The 18,676-nt window shown below is 70.7% G+C and carries 19 protein-coding genes; 11 read left to right on the plus strand and 8 right to left on the minus strand.

What is annotated here, in order from left to right:
- Positions 1-18: 18 nt before the first annotated feature.
- The 3 genes from ACGFI8_RS13200 to ACGFI8_RS13210 all read left to right on the plus strand — a co-directional run bounded on the left by ACGFI8_RS13200 (position 19) and on the right by ACGFI8_RS13210 (position 3,974).
- On the plus strand, positions 19-882 hold the full coding sequence (locus tag ACGFI8_RS13200; protein WP_392803839.1) for a hypothetical protein: 864 nt from the start codon (positions 19-21) through the stop codon (positions 880-882).
- A 67-nt stretch (positions 883-949) separates the two neighbouring features.
- Positions 950-2,161, plus strand: a complete 1,212-nt coding sequence (gene fahA / locus ACGFI8_RS13205; protein ID WP_392803841.1) for a fumarylacetoacetase — start codon at positions 950-952, stop codon at positions 2,159-2,161.
- Positions 2,162-2,654: 493 nt separating this feature from the next.
- Positions 2,655-3,974, plus strand: coding sequence for a PQQ-binding-like beta-propeller repeat protein (locus tag ACGFI8_RS13210; protein WP_392803843.1), 1,320 nt, complete (start codon positions 2,655-2,657; stop codon positions 3,972-3,974).
- A 2-nt stretch (positions 3,975-3,976) separates the two neighbouring features.
- On the opposite strand, the gene hisC is transcribed toward ACGFI8_RS13210, so the two are convergent.
- The 4 genes from hisC to hppD all read right to left on the minus strand — a co-directional run bounded on the left by hisC (position 3,977) and on the right by hppD (position 7,992).
- Positions 3,977-5,014: a histidinol-phosphate transaminase gene (hisC, locus tag ACGFI8_RS13215; RefSeq protein ID WP_392803845.1), complete on the minus strand. Its 1,038-nt coding sequence runs from the start codon at positions 5,012-5,014 to the stop codon at positions 3,977-3,979.
- Positions 5,011-6,018 (minus strand): RDD family protein, encoded by a 1,008-nt coding sequence (locus ACGFI8_RS13220; RefSeq protein WP_392803847.1) that lies wholly within the window; start codon positions 6,016-6,018, stop codon positions 5,011-5,013. The genes hisC and ACGFI8_RS13220 overlap by 4 nt, the downstream gene beginning before the upstream one ends.
- Before the next feature lie 44 nt (positions 6,019-6,062).
- Positions 6,063-6,611: an RDD family protein gene (locus ACGFI8_RS13225; RefSeq protein WP_392803849.1), complete on the minus strand. Its 549-nt coding sequence runs from the start codon at positions 6,609-6,611 to the stop codon at positions 6,063-6,065.
- Positions 6,612-6,834: 223 nt separating this feature from the next.
- The gene (hppD, locus tag ACGFI8_RS13230) at positions 6,835-7,992 is read right to left on the minus strand and encodes a 4-hydroxyphenylpyruvate dioxygenase (RefSeq protein WP_392803851.1); all 1,158 of its coding nucleotides are present in this window, start codon (positions 7,990-7,992) and stop codon (positions 6,835-6,837) included.
- A 93-nt stretch (positions 7,993-8,085) separates the two neighbouring features.
- Here hppD and ACGFI8_RS13235 point away from each other — a divergent pair, with 93 nt between their 5' ends.
- Both ACGFI8_RS13235 and ACGFI8_RS13240 read left to right on the plus strand, forming a co-directional pair.
- A complete protein-coding gene (locus ACGFI8_RS13235; RefSeq protein WP_392803853.1) occupies positions 8,086-8,586 on the plus strand; it encodes an Lrp/AsnC family transcriptional regulator in 501 nt (166 codons plus the stop codon).
- Between the two features lie 67 nt (positions 8,587-8,653).
- On the plus strand, positions 8,654-9,970 hold the full coding sequence (locus ACGFI8_RS13240; RefSeq protein WP_392803855.1) for a PQQ-binding-like beta-propeller repeat protein: 1,317 nt from the start codon (positions 8,654-8,656) through the stop codon (positions 9,968-9,970).
- A 5-nt stretch (positions 9,971-9,975) separates the two neighbouring features.
- Here ACGFI8_RS13240 and ACGFI8_RS13245 read toward each other — a convergent pair whose 3' ends face one another.
- Positions 9,976-10,533, minus strand: coding sequence for a helix-turn-helix domain-containing protein (locus ACGFI8_RS13245; RefSeq protein ID WP_392803857.1), 558 nt, complete (start codon positions 10,531-10,533; stop codon positions 9,976-9,978).
- A gap of 74 nt (positions 10,534-10,607) precedes the next feature.
- Here ACGFI8_RS13245 and ACGFI8_RS13250 point away from each other — a divergent pair, with 74 nt between their 5' ends.
- The 3 genes from ACGFI8_RS13250 to ACGFI8_RS13260 are packed head-to-tail and all read left to right on the plus strand — an operon-like array spanning position 10,608 to position 13,247.
- A complete protein-coding gene (locus ACGFI8_RS13250; protein WP_392803859.1) occupies positions 10,608-11,294 on the plus strand; it encodes an AzlC family ABC transporter permease in 687 nt (228 codons plus the stop codon).
- Positions 11,291-11,599 carry an AzlD domain-containing protein gene (locus ACGFI8_RS13255; protein WP_392803860.1) on the plus strand — a complete coding sequence of 103 codons (309 nt, stop codon included), beginning with the start codon at positions 11,291-11,293 and terminating at the stop codon, positions 11,597-11,599. The genes ACGFI8_RS13250 and ACGFI8_RS13255 overlap by 4 nt, the downstream gene beginning before the upstream one ends.
- A 13-nt stretch (positions 11,600-11,612) precedes the next feature.
- Positions 11,613-13,247, plus strand: coding sequence for a fumarate hydratase (locus ACGFI8_RS13260; RefSeq protein ID WP_392803862.1), 1,635 nt, complete (start codon positions 11,613-11,615; stop codon positions 13,245-13,247).
- A 228-nt stretch (positions 13,248-13,475) separates the two neighbouring features.
- Here the strand turns inward: ACGFI8_RS13260 and ACGFI8_RS13265 are convergent, their stop codons facing one another.
- Positions 13,476-13,949 carry a hypothetical protein gene (locus ACGFI8_RS13265; protein ID WP_392803864.1) on the minus strand — a complete coding sequence of 158 codons (474 nt, stop codon included), beginning with the start codon at positions 13,947-13,949 and terminating at the stop codon, positions 13,476-13,478.
- A gap of 326 nt (positions 13,950-14,275) precedes the next feature.
- Between ACGFI8_RS13265 and ACGFI8_RS13270 the strand changes: the two genes are divergently transcribed.
- From ACGFI8_RS13270 to ACGFI8_RS13280, 3 genes are all read left to right on the plus strand, one after another.
- On the plus strand, positions 14,276-14,443 hold the full coding sequence (locus ACGFI8_RS13270; protein ID WP_392803865.1) for a hypothetical protein: 168 nt from the start codon (positions 14,276-14,278) through the stop codon (positions 14,441-14,443).
- Positions 14,444-14,656: 213 nt separating this feature from the next.
- Positions 14,657-15,283, plus strand: a complete 627-nt coding sequence (locus tag ACGFI8_RS13275) for a TetR/AcrR family transcriptional regulator (protein WP_392803867.1) — start codon at positions 14,657-14,659, stop codon at positions 15,281-15,283.
- Between the two features lie 115 nt (positions 15,284-15,398).
- A complete protein-coding gene (locus ACGFI8_RS13280; protein ID WP_392803869.1) occupies positions 15,399-16,655 on the plus strand; it encodes an MFS transporter in 1,257 nt (418 codons plus the stop codon).
- Positions 16,656-16,902: 247 nt separating this feature from the next.
- Here ACGFI8_RS13280 and ACGFI8_RS13285 read toward each other — a convergent pair whose 3' ends face one another.
- Positions 16,903-17,973, minus strand: coding sequence for a hypothetical protein (locus ACGFI8_RS13285; protein ID WP_392803871.1), 1,071 nt, complete (start codon positions 17,971-17,973; stop codon positions 16,903-16,905).
- Entirely contained in the window at positions 17,970-18,530 is a 561-nt protein-coding gene (locus tag ACGFI8_RS13290; RefSeq protein ID WP_392803872.1) for an RNA polymerase sigma factor, read from the minus strand. Before ACGFI8_RS13290 ends, ACGFI8_RS13285 begins: the two co-directional genes overlap by 4 nt.
- Positions 18,531-18,676 lie beyond the last annotated feature (146 nt).

The following is an 18,676-nucleotide window of genomic DNA, read 5'->3' on the forward strand; positions in this document are numbered from 1 at the left end:
CCACTAGATTCGGAAGCCGTGTCAAACGCAGTGCCACCCCTGCTGACCGCACTGGTCGACGACGCCGCCGTGTTCCCGCCGGGCAGCGCCGCACTGGAAGACGCCGTGCCCGCACACGCCCGGCACCGCGAGAGCTGGTTCGCGCCGCTCATCGGGCCGCTGCTGATCCCGCTCGCCGACCGCGACGCCTTCCGCGCGCTCGCCCCGCCCGGCACGGCCGTCGGCTTGGTCGGCGAGCCGGCCGCCGTTGAGGCCGCGATCGGGGACCTGCCCGCCGGCACCCGGCAGATCGAGAGCCCCATGGCCAAGCGGGGCGAGGACCCGCTGCCCGGCATCGAGCGGCTCGCGGCGCTCATGAGGAAGAGCGAAGAACCCCGGCATTGGTACCTCGAGGTGCCGCTCGCCTGGGGCCTCATGTCCGCGCTCGACGCCGTCGCGGCGCTGCGCGCCGAGGGCCTTCCCGCCGCGGCGAAGTTCCGCACCGGCGGCCTCGCCGCGGAGCTGTTCCCCACTCCGGTTGAGCTCGCCGCCGTCATCTGTGCCTGCCGCGACCGCGACGTGCCGTTCAAGCTCACCGCCGGCCTGCACCACGCGGTCCGGCACACCGACGCCGAGACGGGCCTGGTCCACCACGGCTTCCTCAACATTCTGGCCGCCGTCCTGGCCGCCGCCGACGGCGCTGAGCCGTCCGACCTGGCCGGCATCCTGGCCGCCACGGAGGGCCCGCCGCTGGCCGACCGGGTCCGCCCGGCGCTGGACCGCGACCGCCCGCTGTGGGTGGGCTTCGGCAGCTGCAGCGTCCAGGACCCGGTCACCGACCTGACGATGCTCGGCCTGCTCGACCGGCCGCGCCCCATCGCACCGAAGGAGGCGACGGCGTGAGCACGGATCTGACGACGCTCGGCCTGTTCGGCCGGCCGCGGCTCACCGCGCCGAAGGAGGTGGCGGCGTGAGCGGGGCGGCGAGCTGGCTGGGGCTGGCCGATGACGAGCCGTTCGGGGTGCACAACCTGCCCTACTGCGCGTTCGGGCAGGACCGATTCCGGTGGACCGGGGTGCGGATCGGGGACCGGATTCTCAACCTGGCCGCGGCCGAGGGGCGGGGGCTGATCGACGCGGGCGGGGCGTTCCTCGGGCAGGCCACCCTCAACCGGTTCATGAGCACGGGGCGGCCCGTGTGGTCGAGAGTGCGCGAGCGGCTCACCGAGCTGCTCAGCACCAACCGGCATCGGGAGGCGGTCGAGCCACTGCTGATCTCGGTCGAGGACGTGCGGCTCGAGCTGCCGTTCGAGGTGGCCGACTACGTCGATTTCTACTCGTCGGAGGAGCACGCCACCAACCTCGGGCGGCTGTTCCGGCCCGGCGGGGAGGCGCTGCTGCCCAACTGGAAGCACCTCCCGGTCGGATACCACGGGCGGGCCGGCACCGTGGTCGTCTCCGGCACCGACGTGCCGCGGCCGTGCGGGCAGCGCAAGGCACCCGACGAGCCGGCGCCGACGTTCGGCCGGTCGGCGCGCCTGGACATCGAGGCCGAGGTCGGGTTCGTGGTCGGGGTGCCGTCGAGCGGGGCCGTGGCCATCGACGACTTCCGGGCGCACGTGTTCGGCGCCGTGCTCGTCAACGACTGGTCGGCGCGGGACCTGCAGGCCTGGGAGTACCAGCCGCTGGGGCCGTTCCTGGGCAAGTCGTTCCGCACGTCGATCTCGCCCTGGGTGGTGCCGCTCGACGCGCTCGACGCGGCCCGGGTGCCGGGGCCGGCGCAGGAGCCGGCCGTGCTGCCCTACCTGCGGGCGAGCGAGCACTACGGGTATGCGATCGACCTCGAGGTCTTCTGGAACGGCACGCTCGTGTCGCGGCCGCCGTTCGCCGGGATGTACTGGACGCCCGCCCAGCAGCTCGCCCACATGACGGTGAACGGCGCCTGGGCGCGCACCGGCGACCTGTATGCGTCGGGCACCGTCTCCGGCCCCGGATCCGACCAGACCGGTTCCTTCATCGAGCGCACCTGGAACGGATCCCGGCCGCTGCAGTTGGCCGACGGGACCACGCGCAAGTTCCTGCTCGACGGCGACACGGTCACGATCACCGCCACCGCACCCGGCCCGGAGGGCACCCGCATCGGCTTCGGGGAGGTGACCGGCACCATCACCGAGCCCGAGTGACGTGAAACACGGCGCCGGCCGCGGATCCCGTTGCCCCGGTCACGCCGATCGGTTCCGGCTGATGCCGACGCCCCGGGCCGCGCTTCCGGGGACGCTGGTACCAGCGACGGCGTTACCGATGACGGCACTGCCGGTTGCCGTGCCGAGTGCGGCGCCGGCCGCGTCTGTCTCGCCCTGGCTGACAACGTTCGGGTGAATCTGGCCCGCTGTCCGCCGTCCGTTGCTTTCCGCCGCCGTCTGCCGTCTGTCTGTTGCCTGGCGCCGGCCGCGCCGCGAGCCGGGTCGGTTGGCGAAGGGGGCGAAGAGCGACCGTCAATTGACGGTTGGTCTGTGTGGGTGGGCGGTGGGAAGCGGGTGTGAGTCTTCTGCGGATCGACGGTCGCCGTGAGCGGATTGCGACATGCGCCGGGTATGGTGCCCCGCGGAGGTGGTTATGGGGACGGCTCGTGCGGGGCTGCGTCGGCTTGTGTCGCCGCGTAGCTGGTCGCGGCCGGTGCGCTTCGTGCTCACCGGGCTGCTCGTCCTCGTGGTGGTGGCCGCGATGGGGATCACGGCGTATCGGACGCTGAAGCCGGCCGAGACGGTGAGCCGGGCCGACAAGCCGGTGCCGTCGCCGGAGCCGATCAAGTCGATCCAGTATGCGGAGCTGGCGTCGGCGCCGTTGATTGTGGAGGGGCGGCTTCGGGTTTACACCGAGCAGCGGCGGGTGTTCGCGGACACGCCGGTGACGGCGCAGCGGATGATGACGCCGCACTGGTCGTACCGGCGGTGGCCGGCCGAGGTTGTCTCGATCGTCGAGGTGGAGAAGCTGGCGAGCGGGGTCGGCATGTCGGTGGTGGTCACGAAGTGGTCGGACGGGGAGATCGTCGCGCTGGACGCGGAGAAGGGTGACATCGTCTGGCAGACGAAGATCGAGCCCGCGGACGGGGAGTCGTTCAAGGGGCGGCGCACCGGCGCGAAGACGATGTGGGCGCCCGAGGACCTGTTCGTGTCGGCGTCGGCGGTGGACCAGCAGCCGGTCGTGATCGCGACGGGCAAGGACGTGGCCGAGGGCATCGACCCGGTGAACGGCGAGGTGCGGTGGACGCGGTCGTTCACCACCGAGCCGGGGTGCCGGACGAACAACTGGACCGGCGGGGACGCGTATTTCGTGAAGAACACCTGCGCGAAGCCGGCGACCCTGGAGATCTACGACGCGGCGAGCGGGGTGCTGCTCAACACCTGGCGGCCGCCGGGCGCGTCGATCGGCGAGAACGTCACCAACTGGTTCATCGAGCCCACGTCGTGCCAGCTCGGGCGGTCCGGCTGCGCGATGTTCAAGGCCGCGCCGACGGGGGACGTCGTGACGTACACCGACGCCGCCTCGGGGGTGGGCACGATCACGCCGGCGTACTGGTCATTCGGGGCCGACCACGTGGTGAAGCCGGAGCCGGTCGCGGACAAGGACAACGTCGTCGTGGTCGGGGACGTCATCGCCGAGCAGATGACCGGCGGGTACGTCTGGGCGTTCTCGCGCAGCACCGGCAAGCGGCTGTGGATGTCGGAGGTCGCCGGCCGGTTGATCGGCGGCGACCAGCGCAACATCTATCTGATCAACAACGAGTATCAGCTGCTGGTGCTCAACCTGGAGACCGGGGCCGTCACGTCGAGCACCGAGCTGCGCATCCGGCCCGCGGACCGGTTCGTCTACAGCATGTTCTACCTGCACGCCGGATACCTGGTGATCGAGCGGCTGCAGACCACCAAGGAATCCGAGATCGACGACAGGTACTACTTCAGCCAGGACACGGTCGTCCTGGTGGGCATCGGCTGAGGCTAAAGGATCACGCTCAGGAAGGCGTCGTTCTCCTCCGGCGTGCCGATCGTGACGCGGACGCCGTCGCCCTGGAAGGCGCGGACGATCACGCCCGCCCGCTCGCAGGCGGCGGAGAACTCGGCGGACTTGTCGCCCAGCGGCAGCCAGAAGAAGTTCGCCTGGGTCTCGGGCACCTCGGGGTACACCTTCCGGACCGCGTCGACCACCCGGGACCGCTCGGCGACGACCACGTCGACCCGCCGCTGCATCTCGGCCTCGGCGTCGAGCGCGGCCAGGGCGGCGGCCTGCGCCGCGAGCGAGGTGGAGAACGGCGTGATGACCTTGCGCACGGCGGTGACCACCTGGGGCGAGCCGATCAGGTAGCCGACGCGCAGCCCGGCCAGGCCCCACGCCTTTGACAGGGTGCGCAGCACGACGACGTTGGGGCGGTCGCCGTACTCCACCAGGCCGTCGGGCACGTCCGGGTCGGTGACGAACTCGCGGTAGGCCTCGTCGAGGGCGACCAGCACGTTGCCGGGCACCTTGTCGAGGAACGCGTCGAGCTCGGCCTTGCGCACCGCGGTGCCGGTCGGGTTGTTCGGGTTGCACACGATGACCAGCCGGGTGCGGTCGGTGATCGCGGCGGCCATTGCGTCGAGGTCGTGGCCGTGCTCGGCGGTGTTGGGGACGCGGACGCTGGTGGCCGCGGTGGTCGCGCCGATGATCGGGTACGCCTCGAAGGACCGCCAAGCGTAGACGGCCTCGTCGCCGGGCAGGCAGGCGACGCGGAACAGGTGCTCGAAGAGGGCGACGGAGCCGCAGCCGGTGGCGACGCGCTCGGGGTCGACGCCGAGCCGCTCGGCGATGCGGCCGCGAAGCTGGGTGACGCCCATGTCCGGGTACCGGTGCACGCCGGCCACCGCGGCGGTGACCGCCTCCACCACGCCGGGCAGCGGGCCGAAGGGCACCTCGTTGCTGGCCAGCTTGATCGCGCCGGGCACGCTGCGGCCCGGGACGTAGGCGGGAAGGGCGTCGAGATCCGGGCGGGTGAGGCTCATGACTGGTCTCCGGCGTTCTGGTTCTGGTTCTGGGGGTCGATGGAGGGCTCCGAGGGCTCCGAGGGCTCCGCCATCACCACGACGGTGCCGGCGGAACGGTCGTGGAAGGCGCGGTGCAGTGGCCAGTCGATGACCGGCGAGAGGCTGTCGACGAACTGCAGCAGGAAGCCGACGCCGCAGGTCCAAAGCAGCACGGAGAGGCCGAGCGGGTTCCACCGGCGGATCGCCCGGCCGAAGCCGAGCGGCTTGTCGCTGTCGAGGCCGACGACCTTGATCTTCAGCAGCCGTTTGCCGAGCGTCTGGCCGCTGCCGGCGATCGCGGGCACCTCGTAGGCGAACCACAGCGCCGCGATGAGGATCAGGATCACGATCTGCAGGTAGCTGGCGCGCTCGGGCGTGGCCAGGTCGTTGATGGGCTCGCCGGCCAGCTGCCGGCGCCAGATCTCGGCCATGATCGGGCCGACGTCCTTGACGTACTGGTAGATGAACCAGCCGGTGACCGCGGCGTTGAGCAGCGCGACCATCAGGATGTCGATGAGCCGGGCGATCAGCCGCGATCCCAGCGGCGCGAGGGCGTGCCCGTGCGGGAGCACCGCCGGGCTCGGGAGCCCCGGCTGCGGCGGCAGCAGTACCTGCACCGCGCTGGCCGGCAGGCCGCCCTGCGGCAGCAGCCCGGGTGGTAGCGGCGTGCCCGGCGGCAGCACGATCGCGCCCGGTGGCAGCCGGCCCGGGGGGAACCCGCCGGGCGGGATCGGCGTGCCGGGCGGGAGCACCACGGCGCCCTGCGGCAGCGGCGTGCCCGGGATGGTCACGATGGGCGGCAGCGTGCTTTGAGTATTTTGTCCGTTATGTTCGGGAGTGCTCGGCGTCGGCTCGGCGACCTTCGGCGGCTCCGCCGGGGTCGGTTCCGAGGCGGGAACGGGCTCGCCGATCCAGCCTTCGCCGTCCCAGTACCGCTGGACGTCCGGGTCCGCAGGGTCCTTGTACCACCCAGGCGCTGTCACGCCGCCTCCGCCTCCGTGCCGCTGCTCATCCGATGTTCACCAGATCATCCGACCTTCACCACAATGGTGCCCGCCGCCTTGTCGTGCAGGCACTGCTGGTAGGGCTTGTCCCACAGCTGCCACAGTCCGTCGACCCACGAGAAGAACGGGAGGACGAGCCCCGCCGGGAACTGCACCGCCCACCGCTTGACCAGCACACCCCGGTCGATCGGCGCGGCCGGGGCGGCGGCGCGGATCAGCTGCAGCTTCATGGCCCGCTTGCCCCAGGTGACGCCGGTCCGGCCGAACATCTCGACGTAGTACACGTATGCGGCCACGAAGGTCAGCAGGACGTAGCCCAACTCGATCAGCAGCGGCACGCCGATGAGCACGCCCGCGCTCGGCGAGCTGGTCACCTCGCCGGTCACCGGGTCGGTCTGCACCTTTGAGGCGGCGCCGGCGATGACCACGAAGATCGCGATCATGGTGGGGATCAGCAGCACGATGTTGACGCCCGCGAGCACCGCGGTGTCGATCAGGAAGGCGAGGAGCCGGTCGGCGAAGCTCGCCACCGGCCGGCCGTCGGGGGCGATCGCCACGACGGCCCGCGGCACGCCGTACGGACCCTGTGGATAACCGGGCTGTGGATAACCCGGTAACGGCGCCCCTTGCTGTGGATAACCAGGCTGTTCGTAGCCGATGGGTTGTGGATAACCGGCCGGCGGCGGGGCGCTCTGTGGATAACCCTGTTGATAACCCTGCGGATGTCCGGGTGGCGGCCCGTAGTTCGGGACACCACCCGGCTGCGGCTGGCCCGGATACGTCACCCGGACAGTGTTACAGGTTTCCGCGAAGTTCCTGCTCTCGCTCGATGGCCTCGAAGAGCGCCTTGAAGTTACCCTTGCCGAAACCGAGCGAGCCGTGGCGCTCGATCAGCTCGAAGAAGACCGTCGGGCGGTCCTGCACCGGCTTGGTGAAGATCTGCAGCAGGTAGCCGTCCTCGTCGCGGTCGACCAGGATGCCGCGGGACTTGAGCTCCTCGATGGGCGCGCGCACCTGGCCGATGCGGGCGCGCAGCTCGGGGTCGTCGTAGTACGAGTCCGGCGTGGTCAGGAACTCGACGCCGGCGGCGCGCATCTCGTCGACGGTGCGCAGGATGTCGTTCGTGGCGAGCGCGATGTGCTGCGCGCCCGGCCCGCCGTAGAACTCCAGGTACTCGTCGATCTGCGACTTCTTGCGCGACACGGCGGGCTCGTTCAGCGGGAACTTGACCTTTCGGGTGCCGCTGGCCACGACCTTGCTCATCAGCGCCGAGTATTCGGTGGCGATGTCGTCGCCGACGAACTCCGCCATGTTGGTGAAGCCCATGACCCGGCGGTAGAACTCCACCCACTCGTCCATGCGGCCCAGCTCGACGTTGCCGACGACGTGGTCCACGGCCTGGAAGTAGCGCCGGGCCGGTGGCGCCACGATCGGCTGCCGGGCCACGAAGCCGGGCAGGAACGGCCCGTCGTAGCGCGAGCGGTCGATGAGCGTGTGGCGGGTCTCGCCGTAGGTGGCGATCGCGGCCCGGCGCACCACGCCGTGCTCGTCGTGCTCGTCGTGCGGCGCCTCGAGCCCGGCCGCGCCCTGCCGCCGGGCGTACGCGTAGGCGGTGTCGACGTCGGGCACCTCCAGCGCGATGTCGACGATGCCGTCGCCGTGCCGCTCGTAGTGCTGGGTGGCCTCGGCCTGCCGGTGCACGCCGCCGACCAGCACGAAGACCGCGGAGCCGGCCTTCAGCACGTATTCGGCGTGGTCGCGATGGCCCTGCTCCGGCCCGCGATAGGCGATCAGCGTCATGCCGAACGCCGTCGAGTAGTAGTGCGTCGCCTGCTTGGCGTTGCCGACGTAGAACCGGACGTGATCGAGTCCGGTGAGCGGGAACGGGTCGCGGGACGCGTCGTGCTCGACGGCCCCGATGAGCTCGCTGAGGTCTTCGATGGCGCGGGTCATGCCCCTCAGCGTTGCCCGCCCCGTCCGGTTGGGCAAGGAACGCCGATCCGCATGGTCAAGTTGCACATTTGGCCCGAGCATTAGGGTGTACCGGTGAGCAGATTGTCCAGTGAAATCGACCCTCTCGATGCACGGCTGATCGCCCTGCTCGACGCCGAGCCCCGGATCGGCGTCCTGGAGTGCTCGCGGCGGCTGCGGGTGGCGCGCGGCACCGTCCAGGCCCGGCTCGACCGCCTCGCGGCCCGCGGGGTGATCCGCGGCAACGGGCCGGACATCGACCCGGCGGCGCTCGGCTACGGCGTGACCGCGTTCGTGACGCTGGAGATCCGGCAGCGCTTCGGCCACGACCCGGTGGCGGCGCACCTGGAGGAGATCCCGGAGGTGCTGGAGGTGCACACGATCACCGGCTCGGGCGACCTGCTGTGCCGGATCGTGGCGCGCTCCAACGCCGACCTGCAGCGGGTGATCGACCGCGTGATGAGCCACGAGGGGATCGTGCGGTCCTCGACGATCATCGCGCTGGCGGAGCAGATCCGCTACCGCGTGCTCCCGCTGGTCGAGGCCGCCGCCCGGGAGGGCCACCCGCGCGGGTGAAAGCGCGCGACACGGGCAAAAGCGGCCATCCGCCGGCGTATCATGGCGCGGCGCTAGGCTGCGCCACGTGGCTAGGGGAGCGGTCCGCAACTTCGAGACGGCGCTCGGCGCGATCGGTGTGCTGGCGCTCATCATCACCGGCATCCTGGTCACCGGCTGGAATCCGGTGCCCAAGGTCTCCGACTGGTGGGAGAAGGTGTCCTCCAGTACCAGCAAACTCTCCACCCCGGACACCACCTGGACCGAGCGGGTCGGCGGCCAGCCCTCCTCGGCCGTCGTCGCCGGCAACGCCGCCGTCGTCACCATGCGCGGCACGGTCGAGGCGCGATCGCTCAGCACCGGGACCATGCTGTGGCAGCGGGAGGCGGACTGGGCCGGCGTGGCCGGCGACGACGGCAACACGGTCGCCGTGGTCGGGCGGCGCGGCAAGGGCCTGGAGGCGCTGGACCCGTCGAGCGGCACCTCGCGCTGGAAGGACGAGAACGCCGTCGGCGCGTGGACGTACCGCGAAACCGTGCTGACCCTGGCCTGCGGCGGCCTGTCGGACTGCACGCTGACGGCCCGCGCGCCGCGCGACGGCGCGCAGATGTGGAAGCTCACGCTGCCCGGCATCGGGCGGGTGCTCAACGGCGGCAACGCGGACCTGCTCGGCACCGAGGTGATGGCCGCCGCGTACCGCGACGCGATCGGGGCCATGCCGCGGTCGATCCCGGCGATGCTGGGGTTCCCGATCGAGCAGAAGGTGCGGGTCGTCGACACCGTGCACGGCAAGCTGCTGCGCGAGGAGGAGCCGTCGAACACGACCCGGGTGGTGGTCGCGGGCGGGCGGGTGCTGGCGTCGACGGCGACCCCGAAGGACGGCAGCTGCCGGTACAGCCTGGAGGGGCGCGACCCGGAGACCGGCAAGGCGCTGTGGAAGAAGGACGGGTACGACCTGCGGACCGCGTCCGGCGCCGGCTGCGAGCAGCGCCGCGACCCGGCCGGCGCGGACACCGTGCTGGCGGCGACCCGCGGGGACAACCGCGAGGTGTTCCTGTCCCCGCGCGACGGGCGCGAGATGTGGGCCGGCGCCGAGGGCGACGAGATCGTCGCGGCCGACAGCCAGTACGGCCTCGTGCGCACCGACGGCGGCAAGAACCTCTCGGTCGTGGGCTTCGAGCGCGGCGGCCGGCTGTGGCAGCACGCGGTCCCGGCGAAGGCCGACGTGGCGATCTCGCGCTACGCGGTGCTGGTGCGCGACTCGGCGCAGGGCAAGGTGACCGCGTACGCGCCCGACAGCGGCCGCCTGCTCATCGAGGCGAAGACGAGCGCGGACGTGCTGGGCATCGGCGAGCGTGGGCTGGTGATCGCCCGCGGCCGGACGATCGGCTACCTGCCGTTTTGATCGGTCTAGCGGTGCTCCATGATCAGCGCGAATGACGTGTGCGGGGCGAGGGCCTCGTAGGCGTGCGCGACGTCGCCGGCGAAGGAGGCGTAGTCGTGCACGTCGAGGTCGACCGGGGAGTCCTCGGGGCCGACCCGCAGCCGGCCGCTGATCATCACGACGTGCTCGATCGTGCCGGCCAGGTGGGCGTCGGCCTTGCGGGCGCCGACCGGCTCCGCGCGCATCAGGTAGATGTCCCGGCGTACCCCGGGCGGCGAGGTCGCCAGCAGCGTGCCCACGAAGTCGGCCTGCTCGGACTTCACCGACGGCCCCTCGCCGGCGCGGATCACCCGCGGCGTGGTCGGCGGCGGCTCGACGAGCCGGCTGAACGGCACGTTGAGCGCGACCGCGAGGGCCCACAGCGTCTCGATGTTCGGGTTGCCGGCGCCCGCCTCGAGCTGGCTGAGCGTGGACTTGGCGATCCCGGCGCGCTTGGCGACCTCGCTCAGGGACAGCTTCTCGCGCTCGCGTTCGCGGCGAAGTGCGGCTGCGATGAGGTCGATCGGCGGCTTGTTCGGGTCCATGCGCGATCCGTTCGGTGTGTCGAACGAGTCATTCGGCTTGACGAACGACAGGGACGGGTCCAGCATACCGAACTATGCGTTCGATTCTCCGAACAGATCCGATCGCCCGCGACGTGACGGCGCTGTGCGCGGCGGCCGTGGTCGTCGGGCTGTCGTTCGGCGCGATCGCGTCGGCCGCCGGCGTGCCGCTGGGGCAGATCCTGGTCATGAACGCGTTCATCTACGCGGGCGGCGCGCAGTTCCTGGCCGTGGGCCTGGCCGGCGCCGGCGCCACGGCGGCCGCGATCGTGCTCGCCGGGCTGCTGCTCAACGCCCGCCACCTGCCCTTCGGGCTGGCGATCGGCAACGAGGTGCTCGGCGACCGGCGCCCCGCCCGGCTGCTGGGCAGCCACCTGATGACCGACGAGTCGGTCGCCTTCGCCCTCGCGCAGGACGATCCGGCGCGCCGCCGCCGGGCCTACTGGATGACGGGCATCGCCCTGTTCCTGACCTGGAACATCTCGGCCGCGGCCGGGGCGGTCGCCGGTTCGGCGCTGGGCGACCCGAACACGTTCGGCATCGACGCCGCGTTCCCGGCGGCGCTGCTGGCGCTGACGCTGCCGTCGCTCAAGGACCGGGCGTCGGTGCGCGTGGCCGTAGCCGGCGCGGTGCTCGCGCTCGCGACCACGCCGTTCCTGCCGGCCGGCCTGCCGGTACTCGTCGCACTGGTCGCCCTCGCGCTGGCCCTGCCGGTACCGAAGCGGAAGGCGGCGAAATCATGAGCTGGGTTGCCATCATCGCGCTTGCCGCCGGGACCTACGCGTTCCGCTTCGCCGGGCCCGTCCTGCGCGACCGGATCTCGGTTTCGGAGCAGGTCAAGCGGTACCTCACGCTCGCCGCGATCGCGCTGCTGGCGGCGCTCATCGGCACCGCCGCGCTGCTGGACGGCACGCACTTCGTCGGCGTCGCGCGCCCGGCCGGCGTCGCGGTCGGCGCGGTCCTGGCCTGGCGCAAGGCGCCGTTCGTCGTCGTGGTGGTGGCCGCCGCACTCACCGCCGCCCTGCTCAGGGTCGCCGGAGTCGAGTAATACAGTCGGGGGCATGCCCGAATTCGCGTTCTCGCCGCTGCTGCCGCTCGGACCCGACACCACCGAATACCGCCTGGTCACCAGCGACGGGATCGGGCGCGACGGGCGGTTCCTGACGGTCGAGCCGGAGGCGCTGACCCGCCTGACCGACGAGGCCATGCACGACATCGCGCACTTCCTGCGCCCCGCCCACCTGACGCAGCTGCGCTCGATCATCGACGACCCGCAGGCGTCCCCGAACGACCGGTTCGTCGCGCTCGACCTGCTGCGCAACGCCAACATCGCGGCCGGTGGTGTGCTGCCGATGTGCCAGGACACCGGCACCGCGATCGTCATGGGCAAGCGCGGCCGGTTCGTGCTCACCGACGGCAGGGACGAGGCGGCGATCGCGCGGGGGGTGTTCGACGCGTACACGCGGCTCAACCTGCGGTACTCGCAGCTCGCCCCGCTGACCATGTGGGACGAGAAGAACACGGGCTCCAACCTGCCGGCGCAGATCGAGCTGTACGCCGAGGGCGACGACGCGTACAAGTTCCTCTTCATGGCCAAGGGTGGCGGCTCGGCCAACAAGAGCTACCTGTACCAGGAGACGAAGGCGCTGCTCAATCCCACCCGGATGATGCAGTTCCTGGAGGAGAAGCTGCGCCTGATCGGCACCGCCGCGTGCCCGCCGTACCACCTGGCGATCGTCATCGGCGGCACCTCGGCCGAGCACGCGCTCAAGACCGCCAAGCTCGCCTCGGCGAAGTACCTCGACACCCTGCCCACCGCCGGCTCCCCGGTCGGCCACGGCTTCCGCGACCTGGAGCTCGAGGCCGAGGTGCTGCAGCTGACCCGCGAGTTCGGCATCGGCGCCCAGTTCGGCGGCCGGTACTTCTGCCACGACGTCCGCGTCGTGCGCCTCCCGCGCCACGGCGCCTCCTGCCCCGTCGCGATCGCGGTGTCCTGCTCCGCCGACCGCCAGGCGGTCGGCAAGATCAACGAGCAGGGCGTCTGGCTCGAGCAGCTCGAGACCGACCCGGCCCGCTTCCTGCCCGACGTCACCGACGAGCACCTCGACGACGACGTCGTCACCGTCAACCTCAACCGCCCGATGGCCGAGATCCGCGCCCAGCTGTCGGCCCTGCCGGTCAAGACCCGCCTGTCCCTGACCGGCCCGCTGGTCGTGGCCCGCGACATCGCCCACGCGAAGATCGCCGAGCGCCTCGACGCCGGCGAGCCGATGCCCGATTACCTGCGCGACCACGCCGTCTACTACGCCGGCCCGGCCAAGACCCCCGAGGGCTACGCGTCGGGCTCGTTCGGCCCGACCACGGCCGGCCGCATGGACGCGTACGTCGAGAAGTTCCAGGCCGCCGGCGGCTCGATGGTCATGCTGGCGAAGGGCAACCGCTCGAAGCAGGTCACCGAGGCGTGCCGCACGCACGGCGGCTTCTACCTGGGCTCGATCGGCGGCCCGGCCGCGCGCCTGGCCCAGGACTGCATCAGGCACGTCGAGGTCATCGAGTACCCGGAGCTGGGCATGGAGGCCGTCTGGAAGATCGACGTGGTCGACTTCCCGGCCTTCATCGTCGTCGACGACAAGGGCAACGACTTCTTCGCCGAGGTGACCAAGCCTAAGCTGACCGTTCAAATCGGCAGGCGATAACCGCATCAATCGCGCGGTGGCCTGGCAGTTCCGATGAGTCGAACAGGACGACGCCCCGACCGTATGGAAGGCGGTCGGGGCGTCGCAGCTTCGGTCAGAACGGCCAGTCGCCGTCACGGTCGCTGTACACGTGGAACCTGGCCGGGTATGAGCGGGGTCACGCCCCGTCGGGGGTTGGCGGACATGGCGTTGTTCGCGCAGCCCGGCCGGATCTGTGACAGCGTGCCGTCACCAGTTCGATGGCGTCCTGGCGATGCCGTATCCGGCCGACTCGCCGGAGATGAAGTTGTTGTTGCCGCTCGTGTTGCGGTAGACCTTGACCTCCACCGACTCACCACACGTGCAGTGCACATCACTGAGGGTGGCGTCGATGTCCTTCCAGACCCCGCTGCACTCGGTGCCGTAGTAGGTGGTGCCGCCCAGGTACCGGGACTTGGCGCAGTAGCCGTCCGTCGAGCGGTCGCGGAGTTGGCCGGTGACCACCTCCCAGTAGACGCCGTCGATGGTGTTCTTCCAGAACACCACCTTGACGTTCTGCATCTCGGCACGCAGCACGCCGTCCGCCGTCTTGAAGGCGATGTAGCCGACGTTGACGGTGTACGTGACGTCGCCGTTGGTGGCGTGCGCAGGCGACGGGCTGATCAGCAACCCGAGGGCGGTCGCCAGCAGTGCCACCGCCACCACCGCGATCTTCTTGACCATTTTGTTCGTCCCTTCCTCGCTGGCTCGATCCGGAGTTGGGCAGGGCAGCAGGATGGCATCGGAACGGTTCGGCCGGCACCGAACTGTTGCGGCCGTAGCGTGGGATGGCGATAGCCTCGCGCTCTGAGGTCAAATCCGGGGCTGCCACAAGCCGTCGAGGGGAAACGGCCGGCCACGCCGGAAGGCGGGCGGCTCGGACCGACTACTACCCGCTCTGGGCGGGGTGTCCGCTGGGACAGTCGGTTGGTCCCGCATCAGCGGGTGTCACCAGGGTCCGGTGACAGGCGACCGTTGTCCACGCTCACCGTAGTGCGTACGGTCACGCCTTGACCCAGTCATCGCTGGCCGAGGGTATGGCCGATGGCACCGCCGATGATGGCACCGAACACGAGCAGCACGAGTTCCATGCGTGCACGGTCGCGGCGGTCAATGCGGAGTGGAAGATACGAAGCGGCAGGTCGCCGCAGCGGCGGCTTGGAATGCCACCGCTGTAGTTCGGTCATCGGATCTGATCTGGTCTCTACCTTCCTGATCCCGGGAGTGGTCGTCTCATCGAGCCTGATCCGGGCGACTTCTCCGTGAGACGAGGCCGCCGGACGCGCCGTCCGCCGTCTGATGTCCGGCGGTGACCGCCAAGCCGTTCACATGCTCGGGCTCGCCAAGCCGGTAGCGGCAATCGGATCAGGGATTCCCCATACGATGCGCGGGTGGAGAAGCACGGCGTGGAAGGGCGTGAGCGGTCATACCGGAAGGCCGCGGTACGGCGTGCGGAGATCCTGGCGCGGGCCATCGAGTTGTTCGCCGAGCGTGGCGTCGGTGCCTCCCTGCGGGCGATCGGCGAGGCAATCGGGGTCTCGCATGCAGCATTGCGGTACTACTTCCCGTCACGCGACGAACTGCTCGTCGAGGTGTACCGCGCGCACGAGCAGGTAGAGCATGGCGATCCGCCGCCGGACTCGGTTTCAGCGGTCGGTGTGATGGAGCGAAGTGCCGAGCGCAATCGCGCGATCCCCGGCCTGGTCGAGCTGTACGCCACGCTGACCACGGACGCGCTGCAGGGCGAGCAGCATCCATTAACCCAGGACTTCGTCCGGGACCGATTCCGTACAGTGCGCGGGTATCTCGCCGAGCGGGTTCGTGCGGGGCAGCGCGCCGGCGCGATCGCCGCGGACATCGATCCCGACGACGCGGCCTCGCTCGTCATCGCCGCGTCCGACGGGCTGCAGTTGCAGGGGCTACTCGACCCGGAGGCGGTGGACGTACGCCGGGCCCTCGCGCTGCTCGAACGACTCCTCCCGCCGTCACCGCAGACAGACCACGCCGAGGGGGACTGAACGGGTCGTCCTTGACGGCAGATTCTTCCATTGGAAGAATCTGCCGCTGCGGGTACGCTCGGCCAACCGCCAGGGCCGAGCCGCTGCTCCGCAGCGTGATGTGGAGGCACTGCGGATGGCCCTTCCCGAGCAGGTCGAGCCGACGGACCCGGCGCTCGATGAGCCTCTGGCGCATGCGTCGGCGCTGCGGCTGACGCTCGCGTCGCCGCTGTACCGAGGCGCCACGTTGGCGGTGTTCCTGTCCGCGCTCGGGTTCTCAGCGGCCGCTCCGCAGATCGCGTCGTTCCTGGTCAACGAGCTGCACGCGTCCCTCACCGCGGCGGGGCTGTTCTACCTGACGAGCCTGACGGCCCCGGTGGCCGGGTTCCTCGTCGGCCGACGCTCTGACCGCACCGGCCGGCGGCTCGGGTTGTTCCGGGTGTGTGCCACCGCCGGGTTCGTGGGCTGGGTGGGCATCGCGTACTCGACTGAGTTGTGGATGCCCTACGTAATCAGCGCCGTGATCGGCGCGTTCGGCGGCGCCGCGACTTCGCAGCTCTTCGCCGCAGTCCACGACGAACTCAAGGCACACCCAGGCCCGAACAACGACGGGGTGGTCGCCGTCGTGCGGATGGCCCTGACCGGCGGTTGGGTGGTCGGCCCGGTGGCCGGATCGTTCCTGGCCGCCCAGACGTCGCTGCGCACGATGCTGCTCGCTACCGCGGTCTGCACCCTCGCCCAGATCGTCCCGCTCGGGGCGCTCCGGATGGCGCCCGCCGTCCCGGCCGAGCCCGGGGACGCGGCGCAGGCGGGCCATCGCAGCCCGAGCCTGCGGGCGATGGTGCCGCTACTAGCCTTCACCGGCCTGTACGTGCTTGTGTACGCCGGCGAGCCGATCAAGTACGCCTACCTGCCGATCTACATGAATGGGCAGCTGCACCTTCCGGCCGGGCTTAGCGGCGCGATCATCGGCATCCAACCGCTGGTCGAGATCGTCCTGATGCCCGTCGCCGTGATCGTGGCCCGGCGGACCGGCATGATGCAGCTGATGGTCCTTGGCGCCGGGTTCGGCGTCGCGGCCAACATCTGCTTCGCGGTCACCGGCAACCCGGTCGGGCTATTCGCCGGGCAGATCCTCATGGGCGGCGTGTGGGGCGTCTTTGCCACCCTCGGCATCATCGTCGCCCAGCGCCTCCTGCCCACCGCCGTCGCCACCGCCTCCGCGATCTTCATGAGCTCCACCGCGCTAGCTTCCGCCCTCGGCGGTGCCGCCGGCGGCGTCGGCGCCGCCGCCGTCGGACTCCCACGGGTGTTCTTCATCCCGGCCGCGCTGGCGTTGGCGGCCGTCGCCGGCCTGGCCGCCATCGCCCGATCCACCGCACGGGAGCGGTGAGGCCAATTCAGCAATGCGAGTGATGGAGGCCATGTCCGGTCTCGGCACATGCTTGACACTCGCGTCCCACCTGATGCTTAACGTGCCCACTGAGTCCGGGCTGGAGCCGCTAACGGTTGGTGACGGTAGGCGCGCCCCTCATCGCGCCAGATGAGGACCGTAGACTGCCGCGGCGACCGAGTCCGGAGACACCAAGACGGGCTCTGAAGCTCTGCCACTGACAACTGGTGGGACGACTGAGCGGACCTCAGTTCGGGGTGGCCGGACCGAGTGTCGTGGTGCTGAACTGCCAGAGTTCCTGGCGGTTGATGGTCGGTACGGGATCCACCGGCGCCGGCTGCTGGCTCGCCCCGGGTCGGGGGGTGGGCGCGAACCGGTTCAGGCTCAGTTCGACGAAGCCGACCAGCCGCCCGGACTGCGGGTCGAGCAGTAGTTCCTTGCCCTGGTTGAGGTTGCTGTGCCGGACGGCGAAGAGCTGCAGGCCATCGACGGTGACCTCGGTGGCCGTCAGGCCGCCGATCCGGGCGATCAGCCGGTAGAGGGCGATCCGGTGGGTCGGCGACAGCAGCAGATCCAGCTTGGACAGCAGATCGGTATAGGTTGCGAGCAGCATCTCGTCGTCAGCGCTCCAGGCTGGCGGAGCCGACGCTCGGATCTGGGCGAGCAGAGTGTCGGGGTCGGTGGGCAGGCCAGTCAGCCAGGCGGGTGTGGGGTAGACGAACCCGGGGCCGTTCTCCGCGAAACCCTGCCGTCGATCGGCCGTCAGCTCGGCCTGGGTCTCGCCCTTGGGGCCGACTTCGTCCCTGCCGTCCCGGCGTTCCTGCACAATGATCATGCCCTGCGGGTCGAACCACAGCTCATGCAGCTCGGCTTGCAGCGGCTCACCCGGCCCGCCGAGGCTGAAGCGTGCGTCGATGCGCTGGTAGATCAGCGCGCCTGGCGGCAGGACGATCGGCGTGGCTCGGGCGGCTGCCCGCTCCATCTCAGCGAAGACGGTCGGCACATCGAGCTGCTGGCCGTACACCAGCACCGGGGACGGGTTGTCGGGTGCCGCGACCTCGGGGGCCGAGCCGCGCCAGACGGCCACCAGGCCGGCACCGGCCACGACCGCGAGTACGACCGCAGCCCCTGCGAATGGGATGGCCCACCGCGGCGCGAGCCGAGGTCGCGGCGCCGGGTTGCCCGTCCGCTGCACGGTGGCGGCCAGCACGCTCTGCCGGATGACCGTCAACGGCTGCGCCGCGATGCGGGTCCGGGCCTGACTAAACTCGCGCACCACGCGCAGGTCAACGTCCTGATCGATACTCTGGTCGTTCACTGGGCCCATCCTGCCACCGGCTCGACGCCGGGAATCTGATCGCCGATGGCGGCGCGAACCTTCGCCCGAGCGCGGTGCAGGGCAGAGCGCACCGAGCCTGGCGGGATATCGAGTGAGGCGGCGATCTCGGCGTAGTCAAGCTCGGCGACGGCGTACAGCAGCAGCACATCGCGCTGCCGGGCCGGCAGGGCGGCAAGCACCGTCGCAAGCCGACGGTTCAGCGCGGTCGCGTCGACCCGGGCCACCGCCGAATCGGCAATATCGAGGGTGTACGGGTCATGCCCGGTCCGGGCCAGTGCCCGCAGTCCCCGAACCTCGGTGCGACGATGCCGGCGCAGCAGATTCGTGGCGATGCCGTACAACCAGGCCCGGGGCGGCCGGGACTCCAGCCTGTGCCGGCGCTCGTACACGATCAGGAAGGTCTGGGCGACGATGTCGTCGGCGATCGTCGGTCCTATCCGGCTGGCGCAGTACTGGCGCAACTCCGCCGCGTACTGGTCAAAGAGGCCGGCCACATCGAACGGGCTGGGCTGTGACCTAGCCATGATGGGCAACATACTGATGACTGCCCGCAAGCCCGGTTTCGGTTCCCGCAAGGACCGCCCTGCACCGCTCCGCACAGGGCTGACCTCCGCGGAAGCGCCTGCCGGTCGGCGATGACCCGGTGACCGTGCCGCCCCCGGGACAGGATCTCGGCGCGGGC

Source organism: Dactylosporangium sp. NPDC048998 (assembly GCF_043197855.1).
Lineage (GTDB): Bacteria > Actinomycetota > Actinomycetes > Mycobacteriales > Micromonosporaceae > Dactylosporangium.